The sequence below is a fragment of the Pigmentiphaga soli genome (assembly GCF_039541095.1).
GTDB classification, from domain to species: domain Bacteria; phylum Pseudomonadota; class Gammaproteobacteria; order Burkholderiales; family Burkholderiaceae_B; genus Pigmentiphaga; species Pigmentiphaga soli.
In genome coordinates this window covers 50,646-69,614 of sequence record NZ_BAABFO010000006.1, presented here as the reverse complement: position 1 = coordinate 69,614, position 18,969 = coordinate 50,646, and the positions used below count along the sequence as shown (strand labels likewise).

Annotated in this window: 14 protein-coding genes and 1 pseudogene; 7 read left to right on the top strand and 8 right to left on the bottom strand. The window is 71.7% G+C overall.

What is annotated here, in order from left to right; genetic code table 11:
* Window positions 1-27: 27 nt before the first annotated feature.
* Both ABD927_RS07835 and ABD927_RS07830 read left to right on the top strand, forming a co-directional pair.
* A complete protein-coding gene (locus tag ABD927_RS07835; RefSeq protein WP_345248036.1) occupies window positions 28-912 on the top strand; it encodes a phosphoribosylaminoimidazolesuccinocarboxamide synthase in 885 nt (294 codons plus the stop codon).
* A 105-nt stretch (window positions 913-1,017) separates the two neighbouring features.
* A complete protein-coding gene (locus ABD927_RS07830) occupies window positions 1,018-1,419 on the top strand; it encodes a CCDC90 family protein (RefSeq protein ID WP_345248034.1) in 402 nt (133 codons plus the stop codon).
* Window positions 1,420-1,454: 35 nt separating this feature from the next.
* Here ABD927_RS07830 and trxA read toward each other — a convergent pair whose 3' ends face one another.
* Window positions 1,455-2,297 (bottom strand): thioredoxin, encoded by an 843-nt coding sequence (gene trxA, locus ABD927_RS07825; protein ID WP_345248032.1) that lies wholly within the window; start codon window positions 2,295-2,297, stop codon window positions 1,455-1,457.
* 198 nt (window positions 2,298-2,495) lie between these two features.
* Between trxA and purE the strand changes: the two genes are divergently transcribed.
* The 3 genes from purE to ABD927_RS07810 all read left to right on the top strand — a co-directional run bounded on the left by purE (window position 2,496) and on the right by ABD927_RS07810 (window position 5,416).
* A complete protein-coding gene (gene purE, locus ABD927_RS07820; RefSeq protein WP_345248030.1) occupies window positions 2,496-3,023 on the top strand; it encodes a 5-(carboxyamino)imidazole ribonucleotide mutase in 528 nt (175 codons plus the stop codon).
* 125 nt (window positions 3,024-3,148) lie between these two features.
* On the top strand, window positions 3,149-4,240 hold the full coding sequence (locus ABD927_RS07815) for a 5-(carboxyamino)imidazole ribonucleotide synthase (protein WP_425570216.1): 1,092 nt from the start codon (window positions 3,149-3,151) through the stop codon (window positions 4,238-4,240).
* A gap of 171 nt (window positions 4,241-4,411) precedes the next feature.
* A complete protein-coding gene (locus ABD927_RS07810) occupies window positions 4,412-5,416 on the top strand; it encodes an L-threonylcarbamoyladenylate synthase (protein WP_345248026.1) in 1,005 nt (334 codons plus the stop codon).
* A gap of 56 nt (window positions 5,417-5,472) precedes the next feature.
* On the opposite strand, the gene ABD927_RS07805 is transcribed toward ABD927_RS07810, so the two are convergent.
* The 5 genes and pseudogenes from ABD927_RS07805 to ABD927_RS07785 all read right to left on the bottom strand — a co-directional run bounded on the left by ABD927_RS07805 (window position 5,473) and on the right by ABD927_RS07785 (window position 9,899).
* On the bottom strand, window positions 5,473-6,297 hold the full coding sequence (locus ABD927_RS07805) for a hypothetical protein (RefSeq protein WP_345248024.1): 825 nt from the start codon (window positions 6,295-6,297) through the stop codon (window positions 5,473-5,475).
* Between the two features lie 22 nt (window positions 6,298-6,319).
* On the bottom strand, window positions 6,320-6,832 hold the full coding sequence (locus ABD927_RS07800) for a flavin reductase family protein (protein WP_345248022.1): 513 nt from the start codon (window positions 6,830-6,832) through the stop codon (window positions 6,320-6,322).
* Window positions 6,833-6,947: 115 nt separating this feature from the next.
* Window positions 6,948-7,979, bottom strand: a pseudogene (locus tag ABD927_RS07795) (DUF72 domain-containing protein); the annotation flags it as partial.
* 56 nt (window positions 7,980-8,035) lie between these two features.
* Window positions 8,036-8,668, bottom strand: coding sequence for a pyridoxamine 5'-phosphate oxidase (gene pdxH, locus ABD927_RS07790; RefSeq protein ID WP_345248020.1), 633 nt, complete (start codon window positions 8,666-8,668; stop codon window positions 8,036-8,038).
* A gap of 43 nt (window positions 8,669-8,711) precedes the next feature.
* On the bottom strand, window positions 8,712-9,899 hold the full coding sequence (locus ABD927_RS07785; RefSeq protein WP_345248018.1) for an MFS transporter: 1,188 nt from the start codon (window positions 9,897-9,899) through the stop codon (window positions 8,712-8,714).
* A 283-nt stretch (window positions 9,900-10,182) separates the two neighbouring features.
* Between ABD927_RS07785 and ABD927_RS07780 the strand changes: the two genes are divergently transcribed.
* Window positions 10,183-11,049 (top strand): tRNA threonylcarbamoyladenosine dehydratase, encoded by an 867-nt coding sequence (locus tag ABD927_RS07780; RefSeq protein ID WP_345248372.1) that lies wholly within the window; start codon window positions 10,183-10,185, stop codon window positions 11,047-11,049.
* A 145-nt stretch (window positions 11,050-11,194) separates the two neighbouring features.
* Entirely contained in the window at window positions 11,195-12,298 is a 1,104-nt protein-coding gene (locus tag ABD927_RS07775) for an AraC-like ligand-binding domain-containing protein (RefSeq protein WP_345248016.1), read from the top strand.
* Here ABD927_RS07775 and ABD927_RS07770 read toward each other — a convergent pair.
* On the bottom strand, window positions 12,295-12,939 hold the full coding sequence (locus ABD927_RS07770; protein WP_345248014.1) for an aminotransferase class IV family protein: 645 nt from the start codon (window positions 12,937-12,939) through the stop codon (window positions 12,295-12,297). The two genes, ABD927_RS07775 and ABD927_RS07770, sit on opposite strands and share 4 nt — an antisense overlap.
* Before the next feature lie 82 nt (window positions 12,940-13,021).
* Window positions 13,022-18,925, bottom strand: coding sequence for an excinuclease ABC subunit UvrA (gene uvrA, locus ABD927_RS07765; protein ID WP_345248012.1), 5,904 nt, complete (start codon window positions 18,923-18,925; stop codon window positions 13,022-13,024).
* Between the last annotated feature and the right edge of the window lie 44 nt (window positions 18,926-18,969).

Sequence of the window (18,969 nt, the reverse complement as noted above, 5' to 3'; positions counted from 1 at the left end):
CGAACCCGTCCACCCCAGGCCCGCATCATGTCCGCACCGCTCTACCAGTCCACCCTGCGGTCCCTGCCGCTCATCGCGCGCGGCAAGGTGCGCGACATGTACGCGGTGGGCGACGACAAGCTCCTGATCGTCACCACCGACCGCCTGTCGGCGTTCGACGTCATCCTCGATGACCCGATCCCGGGCAAGGGCGAGGTGCTCAACTCGCTCACCAACTTCTGGCTCGGGCGGCTGGCGGGCATCATTCCCAACCATTTGACCGGCATCGACCCGGAATCGGTGGTCGAGCCCGCCGAGCGAGGGCAGGTGGCGCGGCGTGCGGTGGTGGTCAAGCGCCTCAAGCCGGTGCTGGTGGAGGCGGTAGTGCGCGGCTACCTGATCGGTTCCGGCTGGAAGGACTACCAGCAGACCGGCAGCGTGTGCGGCATCCGGCTGCCCGCCGGCCTGCTGCAGGCGCAGAAGCTGCCGCAGCCGATCTTCACGCCGGCCGCCAAGGCCGTGCTCGGCTCGCACGACGAGAACGTCGACTTCGAGCACGTGGTGCGCGAAGTCGGCCCGGCGCTGGCCGAGCAGATCCGCGACGTTTCGCTGCGCATCTACCAGCTGGCTTCCGAATACGCCGCCGGGCGCGGCATCATCATCGCCGACACCAAGTTCGAGTTCGGGCTAGACGCCAAGGGCGTGCTGCACCTGATGGACGAGGTGCTGACGCCGGATTCGTCGCGCTTCTGGCCGGCCGACGCCTACGTGCCCGGCACCAGCCCGCCGTCTTTCGACAAGCAGTTCGTGCGCGACTGGCTCGAAACCCAGGACTGGGACAAGACCGCGCCGGCGCCGCGCCTGCCGGCCGACGTGCTGGAGCGCACGGCCGACAAATACCGCGAGGCCAAGGTCCGGCTGGTCGGGGTGTGAAGGGCGCCGCCGCTCCAAGGGGGATGACAAATTCATCACAACCCCCATTCCGGCGTACGGCAAGGGGCGTAGAATCTTGCCGTGGATTGCCATTCCGACAACGTCATGACCGCACTTGCCTTCGATACGCTCAAGTACTGCAAGCGGCTGCAGGCCGCGGGCATGCCAGCTGCCCAGGCCGAGGCCAAGGTCGAGGCGCTGGCGGAAGCGTTGAAGGAAGCGGGCACCACGCTGATGACCAGGCAGGACGGCGAGCGGCTCGAGGTCGCCGTCCGGAAGGATCTTGAGCTGGTCGAGGCCGGCATCCGAAAGGATCTTGAGCTGGTTGAGGCCGGTATCCGAACGGATCTCGAACGGGTCGAGGCCGGCATTCGGAAAGATCTCAATCTGTTCGAGACCGGCATCCGGAAAGATCTCCAGCTGCTGGAGCAGCGCATGACCATCAAGCTCGGCACGCTGATGGTGGTCGGCCTGGGCGTGTTCGCCACGCTGGTCAAGCTGCTCTGAGCGCCCGGGCGGCGGGCGCCTGCCCGCCATGCCTGTCAGAACAGCAGCGCCGACAGCCGCCGCCGGTACTGCGACACCAGTTCCGGCTGCGCCGACGCCATCTCGAACACCGCGATCAGCGTCTTGCGGCCGATGTCGTCCTGGAAGCCGCGGTCGCGCTGCACGATCTCCAGCAGCTCGTCCATCGCGCCGGCCCACGCGCGCCGCGCGATGCGCTTGTTGGCCAGTTCCAGCCGCGCCTGCAGGTCGGCCGGGTCCTTGGCGATGCGGGCCAGCATCTCGTCTTCCTCGGGCAGCTCCTGCGCCTGCTCGACCGCGTTGAGCGTGGTTTCCAGCGCGGCGTAGCGCGGATCGGCCTTGATGCGGGCCGACAGCCGCTCGAACTGGGCCTTGGCGTCTTCGGGCCGGCTGGTGGCGATCAGCAGTTCCACGTAGTCCAGGCGCGCTTCGTCGTAGCCGGGGTCGAGCGACAGCGCCGTGCGCAGGTGTTTTTCGGCGGCATCGGTGTCGCTCGCTTCCCAGGCGGCGACGGCGCGCTGGTGTTCTTCCTCGTGCGGCAGCGGCAGCAGGCGGTCGATGAAGCTGCGCAGCTGGCCTTCCGGCAAGGCGCCGGTGAACTGGTCCACCGGCCGGCCGTTGACGACGGCCACCACCAGCGGGATGCTGCGCGCCTGGAAATGGGCCGCCAGCTCCTGGTTTTCGTCGACGTTGACCTTGACCAGCCTGAAGCGGCCGCCGTAGTCGCGTTCCAGCTTGTCCAGCAGCGGGCCGAGCGTGCGGCAGGGGCCGCACCACGGCGCCCAGAAATCGACCAGAACGGGTTTTTCGCGCGAGGCGTGCAGCACTTCGCGTTCGAAATTGGCTAGCGTGACATCCATACCGGGAATCCTGAATATTGGTATTGGTTCGTGTGGGCGCCCCGCTGCGCGTGCGGCAGGCGGGTACGCCATGCGGCGAATCAGACGAATTGTGCTTGATGCGGCGCCGGTTGTGGCGCGGATGACGGCCAGATGGGGGCGCGGCGGGTAAAATCCACGGTTTCCGCTTCTCGTTCCGGCCATGCCGGATCCGCCTTCATGTCCAGCCCCCCGTCTTCCGCTCCGTCCGCGCCACCCCTGGTCGGCATCGTCATGGGATCCTCCAGCGACTGGGAGGTCATGCAGCATGCGGTCGCGGTGCTGACCGAATTCGGCGTGCCGTTCGAAGCGCGCGTGGTGTCCGCCCACCGCATGCCGCTCGACATGGTCGAATACGGCGGCCAGGCCGCGGCGCGCGGGCTGCGCGCCATCATCGCCGGCGCCGGCGGCGCCGCCCACCTGCCCGGGATGCTGGCCGCGCTGACCCCGGTGCCGGTGTTCGGCGTGCCGGTGCCGTCGCGCTATCTGCGCGGGGAGGATTCGCTGCTGTCCATCGTGCAGATGCCCAAGGGCGTGCCGGTGGCCACCTTCGCGATCGGCGAGGCCGGCGCCGCCAACGCCGCGCTGCACGCGGTGGCCAACCTCGCCACCACCGACGCCGCGCTGCGCGCCCGCCTCGTCGCCTACCGCGACCGCCAGACCGCCGCCGCCCGCGCGATGGTGGTGCCGCCGGGCGGGCCGCAATGAGCGCGCGCCAGGATCATCCGTTCCCGGGCCAGGCTGCGCAACCGCAGGATCGCCCGGTCCGCGCGCCGGGCGTCGTCCCGCCCGGCCAGTGGCTAGGCCTGCTCGGCGGCGGCCAGCTCGGGCGCATGTTCTGCCACGCCGCGCAAAGCCTGGGCTACCGCGTGGCGGTGCTCGACCCGGCGGACGACTGTCCGGCCGGCGCGGTGGCCGACCTGCACCTGCGCGCCGCCTACGACGACGAATCGGCGCTGGCCCGGCTGGCCGAGCGCTGCGCCGCCGTCACCACCGAGTTCGAGAACGTGCCGGCCGCCAGCCTCGAATTCCTGGCCGGCCGCTGCCAGGTCAGCCCCGACGCCCGCGCGGTCGGCATCGCGCAGGACCGCATCGCCGAAAAAACCTTCATCGCCTCCCTGGGCGTGCCCGTCGCGCCGCACCTGGCCGTGCGCAGCGGCGCCGACCTGCAGGCCGCGCCGGCCTCGCTGTATCCCGGCATCCTGAAGGCGGCCCGCCTGGGCTACGACGGCAAGGGGCAGGCGCGCGTGGCCGGCCCGGCCGAGGCCCAGGCCGCGTTCGAGTCCTTCGGCGGCGTTCCTTGCGTGCTGGAAGCCCGCCTGCCGCTGGCGTTCGAGATTTCGGTGGTGGTCGCGCGCGGCTTCGATGGCGCGGCCGTGACCTACCCCGTGGCCGAGAACGTGCACCGCGACGGCATCCTGGCCATTTCCACCGTGCCGGCGCCCAGCGCGCCTGACGCGCTCGGGCGCCGCGCCGCCGCGGCGGCGCTCGACATCGCCGCCGGCCTCGACTACCACGGCGTGCTGTGCGTCGAATTCTTCGCGCTCGACGGCGGCCGCCTGGTGGTCAACGAGATCGCGCCGCGCCCGCACAACAGCGGCCACTACAGCATCGACGCCTGCGCCACCAGCCAGTTCGAACAGCAGGCGCGGGCGATGGCGGGCATGCCGCTCGGCTCGCCCGCGCTGCTGGCGCCGGCGGTCATGCTTAACATCCTGGGCGACGCCTGGTTCGCCGGCGGCCGGCAGGCCGAGCCGCGCTGGCGCGACGTGCTGGCCGTGCCGTCGGCCAAGCTGCACCTGTACGGCAAGACCGAGGCCCGCCGCGCCCGCAAGATGGGCCACGTCACCTGTCTGGGCGCGACCGCCGCCGAGGCGGGCGAGGCCGCGGCCCAGGCCGCCGCCGCGCTGGGCATCGCATTATGAGCCCACCCCTACGCGCTGCGCGCGCAAGGCAAGGTCCACCCCTACGCGCTTCGCGCGCCCCTCAAGGGGCGATGCGGGCGGACCGGCGGAGCCGGATCCGCCGCATCCTGGAAGGGGCGGCGCGGGGGGGGCATGCGTCGTGGAAGGCGCGTGGCGTCATGGAGCGCTGAGATGGCGGCTCGTATTGATTTCCCGACGCAGGCTGCCATCGATGAGGCGGTGGCGGTGTTGCGCGCCGGCGGCTTGATCGGGCTGCCTACCGAAACCGTCTACGGCCTGGCCGGCGACGCGGCCAATCCGGCGGCGGTCGCGGCCATCTTTGCCGCCAAGGGCCGGCCCAACGATCATCCGGTCATCGTCCACGTGGCGCCGGGCGCCGACCTGTCGCGCTGGGCCGCGCGCGTGCCGGACGATGCCCGCCGCCTGATCGACGCCTGGTGGCCGGGGCCGTTGACGCTGATTCTGCCGCGCGCGCAAGGCGTCGACGACGCCGTGACGGGCGGGCAGGACACGGTCGGCCTGCGCTGCCCCTCGCACCCGGTCGCGCAAGCGGTACTGGCCGCGTTCGGCGGCGGCGTGGCGGCGCCGTCGGCCAATCGCTTCGGCCGCGTCAGCCCCACCACCGCGCAGCATGTGGCGGGCGAGTTCGGCGACGCGGTGCCGCTGGTGCTCGACGGCGGCGCCTGCGAGGTCGGCATCGAATCGACCATCGTCGACGTGTCGGGCGACGCGCCGGTGCTGCTGCGGCCCGGCCATATCGCAGCGGCCGATCTGGCGCGCACGCTCGGGCGCCCGGTGCTGACCCGCGCCCAGGCCGAGGCCTTGCGCGCCACGCCGCGGGTATCGGGGGCGCTGGCCGCCCATTATGCGCCCCGTACGCCGCTCGAACTTGTTGCGGCCGAAGCCCTGCCGGCGCGCCTGGCTGCCGCGCGTGCGGCCGGGCAGGCGGTGGGGGCGTGGTCGCGTCGCGACCCCGGCGGCGCCGCGCGCTGGCTGGCCGCCCCGGCCGAGCCCGAGGCCTATGCTCACCAGTTGTACGCGGCGCTGCGGGCGCTGGATGGCCACGGCCTCGATCTGCTGTTGGTGGAAGCCCCGCCGGACGGCGAGCGCTGGGCCGGCGTGCGCGATCGCCTGGGACGCGCCGCGGTCGGCTCGGGGCCGGGTACGCCAGTCTAGGGCTCGCCAGGCGAGGCCGGATCGGCATGGCAGTGATTGCGACCGGCCCCGCGACGTCAGTTTTCGTCCGTGCCGTCTTCGTCCGACGTGTCGCCCGTCGCGGCCTGCAGGCGCGCGTACGCGAACCATGCCACAGTCTTGCCGCTGTCCGTGGCTTCCACCAGCAGCAGCGGGTCGGCGCCGGTTTCGGTCAGCCGCAGCGCCACGCCCTGCAAACTCAGGCCGGCATGCTGGCTCAGGCAGTTGGTAGCGCTGCCGAAGGTCATCGTGGTGGTCGCGTAGTTCTTGTCCGACGGGGCCGCGGCGAACCGGCCGTCGACGTTGCAGGCGTCGCTGCGGCCGCTGATCTGCGATGACGCCCGGTAGCGGCCGTCGGATTGTACGGTGAAGGTGACGGCGCTGCCGCTGCTGTCGAAGCCCTGCCAGGTGCCGGCGAAATCGCCCAGCGCGAAACGGTTGCCGTACTGCCCGTCGTAGCTGGACGTGAAGGTGACGTTCTGCCCCAGCCCGCCGTTGAAGGTGGCCTGGCTTTCGACCGTGCCGGTCAGCGTGGCCGACGACACGGTGGCCGAATCGCCGGCCGCGAAATTCTTGCCGCTGCCGGTGAAGGTCTTGCCGCTTTGCGAGCCGCTGCCCTGCGTCAGCCGGCTCACCTGGTTGAAGGATTCGTCCCACGACAGTGCCCACAGTTCGTTCTGGGGCGTGACCAGCATGTGCAAACGGTAGCGGTCGCTGGTGGTGCCGACCCATATGCCCTGGGCATCGCTGGCGCTGCCGCCGCCGTTGCCGTCTTCGTCGCCATCGCTGGCGCCGAAATAGCCGTTGCAGGCAGTCAGCAGCGATGCGCAAAGCAGGCAGGCGAGCAGGCGGGGACGGGGCATGGGCGGTGGTTCCGTGGTGAGGTCAGGCGCTGCGGCGGCGGCCGTCGCGCGGTGTCAGGTCGAAGTCGCCGGCGTGGAACACCAGCGGCATGGCCTGGGTATGGGCGCAGCGCTCGACCTCGCCGACGAAGATGGCGTGGTCGCCTTCGGCGTAGCGGCTGCGGTTGTAGCATTCGAACCAGGCTGCGCAGTCTTCGATGATGGGCAGGCCGCGCGCGCTGGGCCGCCAGCGCACGCCGGCGAAGCGGTCGGCGCCGCGTGCCGCGAAGCGCTTGGCCAGTTCCAGCTGGTCGGCCGCCAGCACGCTGACGGTGTAGTGCGAACTGCGCGCCAGCGCCTCGAACGACCCGGACGCCAGCGACAGGCTCCACAGCACCAGCGGCGGTTCCAGCGACACCGAGTTGAACGAACTGACCGTCAGGCCGAAAGGCCGCCCGTCGTCGCCCAGCGAAGCGACGATGGTGACGCCGGTGGCGAACCGGCCCAGGGCGGAGCGAAAGGCGGACGAATCGAAATCCGGGCGGGCTGCTGGCATCCGGGGCAAGGCGCCGTACGGAGGCGCCTGGGGCAAAAGGTGGACGGGCGAAGGCGCGGCGGCGGCGCGATCGTCGATGGGAACCCTCGATTCTACGCCACGCCGGCGACCCGCATCAGCCTTGCGCCGGCGGCGCGATGGCCGCCGCCAGCAGCTGCAGCGTGAGCGGGGCGCTGCCCTCGGCCTTGTTGTTGGCGACCAGCCAGGCCGGCTGGCCGGCATCGGCGGCGCGCCGCGCGGCGGCCGCCAGCGCGGCGCGCGTGGCCGGATCGGGCACGACGATCTTGTCGAACGGCGCGAAGCGGGCCTTGGCCTGTTCGTAGCGCTGGCCGGCCAGCAGGCTCCAGCGCACGACCAGCGGGCCCGGGCCGGTCGCCGCCTCCGCCTGCAGCTGCCGCTCGACCGGCGGCATGCGGGCATGGATGGCCACGCAGTAGCGCACGCCGCGCGCGGCCAGCATCCGCATCATGCGCGGCGTGACCACTTGCGGATCGCGGAACTCGACGGCGTAGAACGGCCGCCGGTGTCCGTCGGCGGCGGGCAGCGGCGGCAGGGCCGCAAGGAAGGCCTCCAGCCGCGCTACCCAGCCCGCCGGATCGGCCAGCACCTCCGGCGGCAGCGGCGGGAACTGGAACACCAGCGGCCCGGCCTTGTCGCCCATCCCCTCCACGCAGGGCGCGACGAAGCATTCGGCCGCCAGTGCGGCGTCGAGGAAGGATGGATTGGGCCCCGCCGGCACGCCGCGCTCGCCGCGCAGCACCGCGTCGGTGACCAGGTTCGGTGCCTTGACCACGAAGCGGAAACCGTCGGGCACCTGCGAGGCATAACGGGCGTATTGTTCGCGCGTCAGCGGCGCGTAGAAACCGCGGTCGAGGCTGACGCTGCGCAGCAGCGGATGTTGCGCATAGGCAGCCAGGCCCTCGCGCGCCAGCAGCGATTCGCTGGCCTCGGCGCCGTAGACCAGGCCGTTCCAGCCCGGAAACGACCACGACGAGGTACCCAGGTACAAGCCGGGCGGCAGCGCCGCGGCCAGTTCGCGCACGGCCGCGGACGGCTCGGCGGGCGGCACGCCGCCCGCGCGCGGTTTCTTGCGCGGCGCCGGCGCCGGTTCATCGGCGAAGAACGAAGCCTGCTGCGTCATGGCCGGACCGTCGGCGGCCCGGCCGGCATCGTCTCGCTCCAGGCGGCGTGGATCATCGTTCGTCAGGGCGCCAGGCGCACGATCTTCCAGGCGTCGCCGTCGGGACGGTAGGCCAGCCGGTCGTGCAGCCGCGACGGCCGCCCCTGCCAGAACTCGTAGCCGTCGGGCACCAGCCGGTAGCCGCCCCAGTGCGGCGGCCGCGGCGGATCGTCGCCGAAGCGGGCGCGGAATTCCGCCTCGCGCTGCCGCAGCACCTCGCGGTCGGGGATCTCGGCGCTCTGCTCCGACGCCCAGGCGCCGATGCGCGAGGCCAGCGGCCGGCTGCGGTAGTAATCGTCGGACTCGCGTTCGTCCACGCGTTCGATCCGGCCTTCGATGCGGATCTGCCGTTCGTGCACCGGCCAGAAGAACAGCAGGCTGGCAAAGGGGCAGTGGGCGAGATCGCGCCCTTTGCGTGACAGATAGTTGGTGAAGAACACGAAGCCGCGCGCGTCGAAGCCCTTGAGCAGCACGGTGCGCGCCGCCGGCCGGCCGCGCTCGTCGACGGTGGCCAGCGTCATCGCGTTCGGATCGCGCGCCACGTCGCGCACGGCGTCGTCGAACCAGCGGGTGAAGAGGTCCAGCGGCCGGGCCGGGGCATCGGCTTCCAGCAGCGCGCCGAGCTGGTAGTTCTGGCGAAGGTCGGCGACCGACATGGCGCAAACTCCGGGTAAAAAGTCGTCAGCCGTCACTATAGCGCTAGCGCTGCGGCGGCCGGGCCGCCTCCTGGCGGATCCCGCGGCCGGTTAGGACGGCGCCGGGCAGCAGCAGCGCCGCCATCGTCCAGAACGGCAGCCCGTGGCCGGCCACGGTGCCGATGGCGCCGAAGACCAGCGGCAGGCAGAACTGGCCGCCGTTGATCAGGCTCATGCGCAGGCCCAGCGCTTCGGCCATGCGGCCGGCCGGCGAATAGGCGTGCAGCAGCGACAGCAGGCTGGGCTGGCCGCTGCCCAGCGCCAGGCCGAGCAGGAAGGCGAGCCCGATCAGCATCGGCGCCTCGGCGAAGAAGGGGTAGGCCAGGTAGACCGAGCCGGCCATCCCCATCGCGCCCCGCAGCAGCGTCCACGGCTGCAGGCGGCGCTGGATCCACGGCAGCAGCAGGCGGATCACGAAGGTGGCCGACGCGAACGCCGACAGGATCACGCCGATGGTGGTGGCCGACAGGCCGATCGAGGCGCCGTAGATCGGCACCATGAAGGAGTTCAGGTCCCACGCGCCCGACAGCAGCACGGTGGCGAGCAATACCCGCCGCATCATCGGATCGGCCAGCAGGTCGCCCAGTTGCTGCCGCGCCGCCGCGGCCGGCGCGTGGCTGCCGCCGCGGGCGAAGCGGTGGCGCTGCCGCTGCAGCACGATCAGCGCGATCATGGGGCACAGCGCCAGCAGGCCGAAGGCCCAGCGGTGGCCCAGATGATCGATCGCCAGCCCGGCCAGCAGCGGGCCGCCGAAGCCGGACACCGACATCGAAAGCGCCAGCCGGGCGAAGTTCAGCATGCGGTCGTCGGGCGCGGACCGCATGCCGACCAGGTTCTGGCACGCAATCTGGAACACCATGCAGCCGATGCCGGTGGCGCAGCTCGACAGGAAGAACACGCGCGTGTCCTGGATGATCCAGGGCAGGGCGCTGCCCGCCAGCAGCAGCCAGGCGCCGACGCGCATCGGGCGCCGCACGCCGATGCGGTCGACCCAGCGGCCGCTGTGCACCGACAGCAGCATCGGCAGCACGGCGAACAGCGCCATCATCACGCCCACCGTGAAACTGGAGGACCCCTGCGCCAGCGCGCCCAGCGCCACGGCCACCCGGCCGCCGGTCAGGCCGAAATGGGCCAGCACCGCCAGCGTGCAGATCAGCAGGACGCTGCGTGTGTCGAGGCTGGCCGCCGGCATGGGCCGGACCGCCGGGGAATGGCGAGGGGCGATGTCTGCCAAGGCGAGAAGAGGGGCCCGGGCGGGCCCGGCCGATTGCGTCGGATCGGCGGTTATGCGTTATGGGAGCGTCCATTCTACCCCCGCCCCGGCGCAGGCGCGCGCTGCTACTATCGGAACGTCTCTTCGTTCCGCGTCCGCCCGCATCATGCCGTCGTCTCCCGCTGCCCCCTCCGCAGCCGCCTTGCCCACTTCGCCGGCCGCCGGGCCGTCGGCCGCCCTGCCTGTCGCGCCCGCCCATGGCATGGCCCATCATCCCCTGGACCCCGACGGCGATGCCGGCGGCGCCGACCTGGAACGGCGCTTCGGCGGCGTGCGCCGCCTGCACGGGCCGCAGGCGCCGGCGCTGTTGGCGGCCGCCTCGGTGGCGGTGGTGGGGCTGGGCGGCGTCGGCTCGTGGACGGCCGAGGCGCTGGCGCGCTGCGGCGTGGGCGCGCTGACGCTGATCGATCTCGACCATATCGCCGAATCGAACGTCAACCGCCAGGTGCATGCGCTGTCAGGCACGCTCGGCCAGGCCAAGGTCGAGGCGATGGCGGACCGGATCCGGGCCATCCATCCCGGCTGCCGGCTGACCCTGGTGGACGACTTCCTGACCCCGGACAACGTGGCGGCGCTGCTGGCGCCGGGCCTGCACGCAGTGGCCGATTGCACCGACCAGGTCCGGGCCAAGCTGGCCATGATCCTGCACGCGCGCGGGGCCGGCCTGCCGCTGGTGGTATGCGGCGGCGCCGGCGGCAAGACCGACCCGCTCGCGCTGCGCGCGGGCGACCTGTCCGAGGCGCGCAACGACGCGCTGCTGGCCAAGATCCGGCACGAATTGCGGCGCCGCCATGGCTACCCGGGCGGCGGCGCCGGCGGCAAGGCCGCGCGCCTGCCGCGCATGAAGGTGCGGACCCTGTGGGTGGACCAGCCGGCTCGCCTGCCCGGCCAATGGCTGGACGCGCGAGCCGGCGCGGAAGCGCCGCAAGGACTGTCGTGCGCCGGCTACGGTTCGATCGTCACGGTCACCGCCGCCATGGGCCTGGCCGCCGCGCACGAGGCGCTGGCTGCGGTGCTGGACGATGCCGGCCGGAAGTCGTCGCGCCGGAAGCACAGTGCGCCGTTGTAGTCCGATTTCTTAGGTGTTGCGGTAGGAATTTCCTAGGGTCTTGCGGTATTCTTTTGAGCGCTGACATGATTTGCAACATATGCGGCGCCATCCGACGTCCGCATGCCTGGCCCCCTACCGAAACCCCCGAGCAAGGACCATCGCCATGGCTGACGCGGCGCCGTTTCCCGCAGCCTTTCCCGCCACCGACGCCGGATGGCCGCCATGGCGGGGCGCCGCGCCGGACGTCGCGGAGACACCCCGGCGGGCGCCGGCCGTGCCGGCCGGCGGCCATCACCGCTATCTGCCCACGTCGTCGTTCGACAGCCGCCACTTCTCTTCCGGCGCCGAGGCCTTCCGCGCCTGGTGCGACGCGATCGCCGGCCTGTTCGACGTGGCGCCGGCCGGCGGCCTGGCATCGTTCCATGCGCGCATGCAGACCTACCGGCTGGGGTCGATGCTGCTGGGCAGCGTCGAATCGGCGCCCCAGCAGTTCAGCCGCCCGGCCGCGCTGGCCGCGCGCGGCGGGGTCGATCATTACATGGTGCAGGCCTTCCGCCGCGGCGGCTGCCGCGGCGACGCCGGCGGCCGGGCGGTGCAGGTGAAGGCGGGCGACGTTGCGCTGTTCGACATGACGCGGCCGGTCAGCTGCGCGGCGCAGGGCTTCCGCTATACGCTGCTGGTCATCCCGCGGCCGATCCTGGAGCCGCTGCTGGACCGGCCCGACGCCGCCCACGGCCTGGTGATCCGTGGCGATACCGCCGCCGGCCGCATCCTGTCCGAACACCTGGTCTCGGTCTGCGCGCGCGCCGCGCAATTGAGCGCGGCCCAAGGGCAGATGATTCTGCAGGGCAGCGCGGCCATGATCGCCGGCTGCGCCGGCCCGGCGTCGGGCGCCGCCGAAACGGCCGCGTCCGACCTGCGCCGTGCCGCGCTGGACGGCATCAAGCGCCATGTCGAGGCCCATCTCGGTTCGCCCGAGCTGTGTCCCGACGAAATCTGCCGCCGGTTCGGCGTCTCGCGCCCCACGCTGTTCCGGCTGTTCACGCCTTACGGCGGCTTTTCCCATTACCTGCGCGAGCGGCGCCTGCGCCGCTGCTTCGGCGAAATCACCTCGCCGCAGCACGCGCACCGGCGCATCGGCGACATCGCCGGCGCCTGGGGCTTCCAGAACGAGGCCGCCTTCAGCCGCGCCTTCCGCCGGCTATTCGGCGCCTCCGCGCGCGAAGTGCGCCAGGCCTTCCTAGGCGATCGCCGGCCGGGCGATTAGGCGATCGGGGAAGCCTCATGCAGTTTTACGTCGAACCAGCCGCGCAGCGCGTTCGACAGCCGCACCGCGTCGGCGGCCTGCAGGTCGGCGGCCGTCAGCACGCGTTCCTCCACCGCCTCGTCGTCCAGCAGCGCCGCGCGCTGCACGCCCGGCAGCGCGCCGCATTCCAGCGGCGGCGTGTACCAGCGGCCGTCCAGCCGCAGGTAGAGGTTGCTGCGGCTGCCCTCGCAGCATTCGCCGCGCTCGTTCAGGTAGATCAGGTCGAAATGGTCCGGGTGCGCGTCGAGCCAGGCGGCGGCCTCGGCGTACCAGGGGCGGAAAGTGGTCTTGTGGCGCAGCAGCGGCTGGCGCGAGTCGAGGCGGCCGGGCGCCAGCGCGACGCGCGGCCGTTCCGGCAGCGGCGGCAGCACGGCATGGCCGATATCGACGGCGCCGTCGTCGGCCAATTCCAGCCGCAGCCGGTGCGCCTGCCCTTCGGGCAGCCCGGCGGCCGCGCGGGCGACGGCGCGCTGTACACGCTCGGCCGGCCAGCGGTAGCCGAGCGCGGCGCAGGACCGGGCCAGGCGCTCGACGTGCCACGGCAGCAGCGGCATGCCGCCGTCGGCCGCCACGCGCACGGTCTCGATCAGGCGCGGGCGCATCGACGCAACTTCCGCGTTGCCGGCGCGTCGCCGCGCTTCCGTCCGTGCGGCCGGGGCCGCCCCTGCCGCGTGTGCGCGCGCCTCATCCCGCGGCCATCGCGGCTTCGTCGCGCGGCACCAGGAAATCGTGCAGCGCCGCGCCGGTGTGGGATCGCGCGCGCTGCGCCATCACCTGCTCCGGCGTGCCCTGCACGACCAGCTGGCCGCCTTCGCTGCCGCCCTCCGGGCCCATGTCGAGCAGCCAGTCGGCCTCGGCGATCACGTCCAGATTGTGCTCGATCACCACCACCGTATTGCCGGCGTCGACCAGCCGGTGCAGCACGCGGATCAGCTTTTCCACGTCGGCCATCGACAGGCCCACGGTGGGTTCGTCCAGCACGTACAGCGTGTGCGGCTGCCGATTGGCGCGGCCGGTGCGCAGCACGCCTTCTTCCATGCGGGCCTTGGCCAGCTCGGTCACCAGCTTGATGCGCTGCGCCTCGCCGCCCGACAGCGTGGGCGACGGCTGGCCCAGGGTCAGGTAGCCCAGGCCCACGCTTTGCAGCAGTTGCAGCGGATTGAGGATGGCCGGGTGCGCGGCGAAGTAGTCGACCGCCTCGTCGATCTCCATCGCCAGCACGTCGCCCACGCTCTTGCCGCGCAGGTGCACGGCCAGCGTCTCGCGGTTGAAGCGCCTGCCGCCGCATACGTCGCACGGCACTTTCACGTCGGGCAGGAAATTCATCTCGATGGTGCGCATGCCCTGGCCTTCGCACACCTCGCAGCGGCCGCCGCCGGTGTTGAAGCTGAAGCGGCCGGCGTTCCAGCCGCGCATGCGGGCTTCGGCGGTGTCGGCGAACTGCTTGCGCACGTTGTCCCAGAAGCCCACGTAGGTGGCCGGGCAGGAGCGCGGCGTCTTGCCGATCGGCGTCTGGTCCACTTCGAGCACCCGGTCGATGCGCTCCCAGCCGTCGATGCCGGCGCAGCCGGTCCAGCCGCTGGCTTCCTTGCCGACCCGGCGCTGCAGGTTGTCGAGCAGCACGTCGCGCGCCAGGGTCGACTTGCCCGAGCCCGACACGCCGGTCACGACTGTCAGCCGGCCGACCGGGAAGCGCGCCTGCACGTCGCGCAGGTTGTGCAGCCGCGCGCCGCGCACCGTCACCGACGGCGTGGCGGCGTCGACCGGGCGCCGCGCCTGCAAGGGGTGGCGCAGCGGGTGGGCGAGATAGCGGCCGGTAAGCGATTCGCCGTTGGCCACGATGTCGTCCACCGTGCCCTGCGCCACCACGCGGCCGCCGCGCACGCCGGCGCCGGGGCCGATGTCGATCACGTGGGCCGCGCGGCGGATGGTGTCCTCGTCGTGCTCCACCACCACCAGCGTGTTGCCCTTGCTTTCCAGCCGCGACAGCGCGTTCAGCAGGATGCGGTTGTCGCGCGGGTGCAGGCCGATGGTGGGTTCGTCCAGCACGTAGCACACGCCCTGCAGATTGGAGCCGAGCTGCGCCGCCAGCCGGATGCGCTGCGCCTCGCCGCCCGACAGCGTGGGCGCGGCGCGGTCGAGCGCCAGGTAGCCCAGGCCCACCTCCTGCAGGAATTCGAGCCGGCTGCGCAGTTCGGCCAGGATGTCGCGCGCGATCTCGGCTTCGCGGCCGGAGGTTTCCAGGCCGAGGAAGAAGGCCGCGGCCTCGCGCACCGACATCGAGGCCAGTTCGGCGATCGACTTGCCGCGCCACTGCACTGCCAGCGCATTGCGGTTCAGGCGCTGGCCCTGGCATTGCGGGCAGGGCAGCACCTCGCCCTCGTACCAGGCATTCCAGGCGGTCTCCTCGCCGGTCTGTTCGGCGTCGAAGCCTTGCAGCCTGACGCCGGTGCCGAAGCAGGACGGGCACCAGCCGTGCTTGGAGTTGTACGAGAACATGCGCGGATCGGGCTCGGGGAAGCTGGTGCCGCACGATGGGCAGGCCCGTTTGACCGAGAACACCAGTTCCTCCAGCTCGGGCGCCAGCGTGGCATCGCCGCCGTCGATGCTGGCGCGCAGGCGCTCCAGCGGCCACACCACGCGCAGGATGCCGTGGCCATGCTCGAGCGCCTCGTGCACCGCGTCGCGCAGCTGCGCCTCGTGCGCCGGATCGACCAGGAAGTCGGCCACCGGCAGGTCGATGTCGTGTTCCTTGAAACGGTCCAGCCGCGGCCACTTGGCGGTCGGCACGAAGGCGCCGTCGACCCGCAGGTGGCTGTGACCGCGGTTGGCGGCCCACTTGGCGAGGTCGGTGTAGTAGCCTTTGCGCGCGGTCACCAGCGGCGCCAGGATGCCCACGTGCCGGCCCTTGAGGTCGCGCATGATGCGGCTGACGATCAGGTCGAAGGTCTGCGGCTCGACCGGGATGTCGCAGTTGGGGCAGTACTGCGTGCCCAGCTTCATGTAGAGCAGGCGCAGGAAGTGGTGGGTCTCGGTCATCGTCGCCACGGTCGACTTGCGGCCGCCGCGGCTGGTGCGCTGCTCGATCGCCACCGTGGGCGGGATGCCGAAGATGGCGTCGACGTCGGGCTTGCCGGCCGGCTGCACGATGGAACGCGCGTAGGCGTTCAGCGATTCCAGATAGCGGCGCTGGCCTTCGTTGAACAGGATGTCGAAGGCCAGGGTCGACTTGCCGGAGCCCGACACGCCGGTGATGACCGTGAACAGGTTGCGCGGGATCTCGACGTCGACGCCCTTCAGGTTGTGCTCGCGCGCGTTCTTGATCTGGATCGACTGCGCCGCGTGGCGGCGGCGCGTCAGCAGGTTCTGCAGCGGCGTGCCGGCGTCGGTGTCGTTCGCTGCCGGCTCGGGCGCAGCGGCAGCGGCGGGGGCATCGGCGGTGCCGGCGGCATTGGCCGCCGTGCCATAAGGCACCGCGGGCTCGGCGACCGCGAGCGCGTCTGCGCGCGCCGCCAGCGCATCGGCTTCGCGCGCGGCGTCGGCCGCGTCGGCCAGCGCCGCAGTGGTCCGCGCCGCAGCTTCCTCGGCCGCCGCCAGCGTGCCGATCTCCGCCTCGTACTCGCGCAGCGCGCGGCCGGTGTGCGAATCCGGATGGGCCATCACGTCCTGCGGCGTGCCGGTGGCGACGATGAAGCCGCCGGCGTCGCCGCCTTCCGGCCCGAGGTCGATCAGCCAGTCCGACGCACGGATCACGTCGAGGTTGTGTTCGATAACGATCAGCGTGTGGCCAGCCGCCAGCAGTTTGCGGAACGCGCCCATCAGCCGCGCGATGTCGTCGAAGTGCAGGCCGGTGGTGGGCTCGTCGAACAGGAACAGGCTGCCCTTTTTCGACAGCTTGGCGCCGATGGTGGAAATGCCGGAGCGCGCTGCCTCGGCCAGGTGGCCGGCCAGCTTGAGCCGCTGCGCCTCGCCGCCCGACAGGGTCGGCACCGGCTGGCCCAGCCGCACGTATTCGAGCCCGACGTCGGCCAGCGGCGCCAGCCCGTACTCGATGTCGCGTTCGCCGGCGAAGAATTCCAGCGCCTCGGTCACCGTCATGTCGAGCACGTCGGAGATCGACGCGCTGCGGCCGCCGCGCTCGATGGTGACTTCGCGCACCTCGGGCCGGAAGCGGGTGCCGTCGCAGTCCGGGCAGCGCAGGTAGACGTCGGACAGGAACTGCATCTCGACGTGCTCGAAGCCGGTGCCGCCGCAGGTGGGGCAGCGGCCGTCGCCGGCGTTGAAGCTGAACATGCCGGCCGTGTAGCCGCGCTCCTTCGACAGCCGGGCCTGCGCGAACAGCTTGCGGATGCCGTCGAAGGCGCCCACGTAGCTGGCGGGATTCGAGCGCGCCGTCTTGCCGATCGGCGACTGGTCGACCATCACCACGTCGGCCAGCCAGTCGTCGCCCAGGATGCGGTCGTGCGCGCCCGGGGACTCGGTCGGCTTGCCCTTGAGCTTGAGCAGCGCCGGATACAGCACGTCCTGGATCAGGGTCGACTTGCCCGAGCCCGACACGCCGGTCACGCACACCAGCCGGCCCAGCGGGAATTCCACGTGCAGGTTCTTCAGGTTGTGCTCGCGCGCGCCTTCCACGATCAGGCGCGGCGTGCCGGCGGTGACCGTCATCGGCCGCGGCGCGGCCACGTGGCGGCGGCCGGACAGGTAATCGCCGGTGAGGGTGGGCGCGCCGCGCAACTGCGCCGGCGTGCCGTTGAACACGATGCGCCCGCCGCGCTCGCCCGGGCCGGGGCCGATGTCGATCACGCGGTCGGCCGCCAGCATCACCTGCGGGTCGTGCTCCACCACCACCAGCGAATTGCCGGCGTCGCGCAGCCGGTGCATGACCTCGACGATGCGGCCCATGTCGCGCGGGTGCAGCCCGATCGAAGGCTCATCGAGCACGAACAGCGTATTGACCAGCGAGGTGCCGAGCGCCGTGGTCAGGTTGATGCGCTGCACTTCGCCGCCCGACAGCGTGCGGCTCTGGCGGTCCAGCGTCAGGTAGCCGAGGCCGACGTCGCACAGGAATTTCAGGCGCGCGCGGATCTCTTCCAGCAACAGCTCGGTGGCGGCATCGAGCACGCCGTCGAACTTCAGCGCGTCGCAGAAACGGCGCACGCGCTCGATCGGCAGCAGCATCAGGTCGTGGATGGTCAGGCCGGGCAGGGCGGCCAATTGGGCCGCGCTCCACTTGGCGTGGACCGGCCGGAAGCGGGCGTACTTGCCGTCGCTTTCGGGCAGCACCGCGTCGGCGTCGGCCTTGCTGCCCACGCGCCACAGCAGCGCGTCGGGCTTGAGCCGCGAGCCGCGGCAGGCGGGGCAGGGCGTGTAGGCGCGGTACTTCGACAGCAGCACGCGGATGTGCATCTTGTAGGCCTTGGTTTCCAGCCAGTCGAAGAAGCGCTTCACGCCGTACCACTGCTTTTTCCAGGCCTCGTTGCCGCCCTTCCAGTCGGGCGTGCCGCCCAGCACCCATTCGCGCTGGGCGTCGGTCAGCCGGTTCCACGGCACGTCGAGCGGAACGCCGGCGCGGCCCGCGTACTTGACCAGGTCGTCCTGGCATTCCTTGTAGCTCGCGGTCTGCCACGGCTTGACCGCGCCGCCGCGCAGCGTCTTGTTCTCGTCGGGCACGATCAGGCCGTAGTCGATCCCGATCACGCGGCCGAAGCCGCGGCAGGTCTCGCAGGCGCCGAGCGGCGAATTGAACGAGAACGCGCTGGGCGTGGGCGCGGCGTAGCCAATGTCGCTTTCCGGGCAGTGCAGGCCGTCGCTGTACTTCCAGACCTCCCGCTCGGCGCCATCGTCGCCCAGCACGCGCACGTCGACCCGGCCGGCGCCCAGCCGCAGCGCGGTGTCGAGCGCCTCCATCACGCGCGCGCGGCCGGCATTGGAAAAGCGGAAGCGGTCCTGCACCACGTCGAGCACCTGGTGCGCGTCCTTGCCGTTGCCTTCGCTGCGGCGCGCGTGCACGCGGGTGTAGCCCTGGCGCTCCAGGAAGGCGCGGATCTCGTCTTCGCCGAAATTGGCGGGCACGGTCACGGCGAAGGTGACCGCCAGGCGCGGGTCGCCTGCCCGTTCGGCGCGTTGCGCCAGCGAATCGTGGATGGTGTCGGCGGTGTCCTGCCGCACCGGCAGCGCCGTGTCGCGGTCGTACAGCGTGGCGGCGCGCGCGAACAGCAGCTTCAGGTGGTCGTTCAGCTCGGTCATCGTGCCGACCGTGCTGCGCGAACTGCGCACCGGGTTGGTCTGGTCGATCGCGATGGCCGGCGGAATGCCTTCCACGCGGTCGACCTGGGGCTTGTCCATGCGGTCGAGGAACTGGCGCGCGTAGGGCGAGAAAGTCTCGACGTAGCGGCGCTGGCCCTCGGCATACAGCGTGTCGAACACCAGCGAACTCTTGCCCGAGCCGGACACGCCGGTCACCACCACCAGTTCATTGGTGGGAATGTCGAGGCTGAGGTTCTTGAGGTTGTTCTGGCGGGCGCCGGTCACGCGGATGGCGGGGGCGGCGTCTGGGGAATCCTGGGAGGAGGAGGCGGAAGTCATTGACGTCAGATGGGGCCGTATTCCGGTACGGCAATCCTGTCATC

Coding starts and splice junctions, on each gene's coding strand:
- ABD927_RS07835 (WP_345248036.1), top strand. CDS start 28: ATGTCCGCACCGCTCTACCAGTCCACCCTGCGGTCCCTGCCGCTCATC.
- ABD927_RS07785 (WP_345248018.1), bottom strand. CDS start 9,899: ATGCCGGCGGCCAGCCTCGACACACGCAGCGTCCTGCTGATCTGCACG.
- ABD927_RS07810 (WP_345248026.1), top strand. CDS start 4,412: ATGGCGGCTCGTATTGATTTCCCGACGCAGGCTGCCATCGATGAGGCG.
- ABD927_RS07770 (WP_345248014.1), bottom strand. CDS start 12,939: ATGCGCCCGCGCCTGATCGAGACCGTGCGCGTGGCGGCCGACGGCGGC.
- purE (WP_345248030.1), top strand. CDS start 2,496: ATGTCCAGCCCCCCGTCTTCCGCTCCGTCCGCGCCACCCCTGGTCGGC.
- ABD927_RS07775 (WP_345248016.1), top strand. CDS start 11,195: ATGGCTGACGCGGCGCCGTTTCCCGCAGCCTTTCCCGCCACCGACGCC.
- ABD927_RS07780 (WP_345248372.1), top strand. CDS start 10,183: ATGGCCCATCATCCCCTGGACCCCGACGGCGATGCCGGCGGCGCCGAC.
- ABD927_RS07830 (WP_345248034.1), top strand. CDS start 1,018: ATGACCGCACTTGCCTTCGATACGCTCAAGTACTGCAAGCGGCTGCAG.
- uvrA (WP_345248012.1), bottom strand. CDS start 18,925: ATGACTTCCGCCTCCTCCTCCCAGGATTCCCCAGACGCCGCCCCCGCC.
- trxA (WP_345248032.1), bottom strand. CDS start 2,297: ATGGATGTCACGCTAGCCAATTTCGAACGCGAAGTGCTGCACGCCTCG.
- pdxH (WP_345248020.1), bottom strand. CDS start 8,668: ATGTCGGTCGCCGACCTTCGCCAGAACTACCAGCTCGGCGCGCTGCTG.
- ABD927_RS07815 (WP_425570216.1), top strand. CDS start 3,149: ATGTTCTGCCACGCCGCGCAAAGCCTGGGCTACCGCGTGGCGGTGCTC.
- ABD927_RS07805 (WP_345248024.1), bottom strand. CDS start 6,297: ATGCCCCGTCCCCGCCTGCTCGCCTGCCTGCTTTGCGCATCGCTGCTG.
- ABD927_RS07800 (WP_345248022.1), bottom strand. CDS start 6,832: ATGCCAGCAGCCCGCCCGGATTTCGATTCGTCCGCCTTTCGCTCCGCC.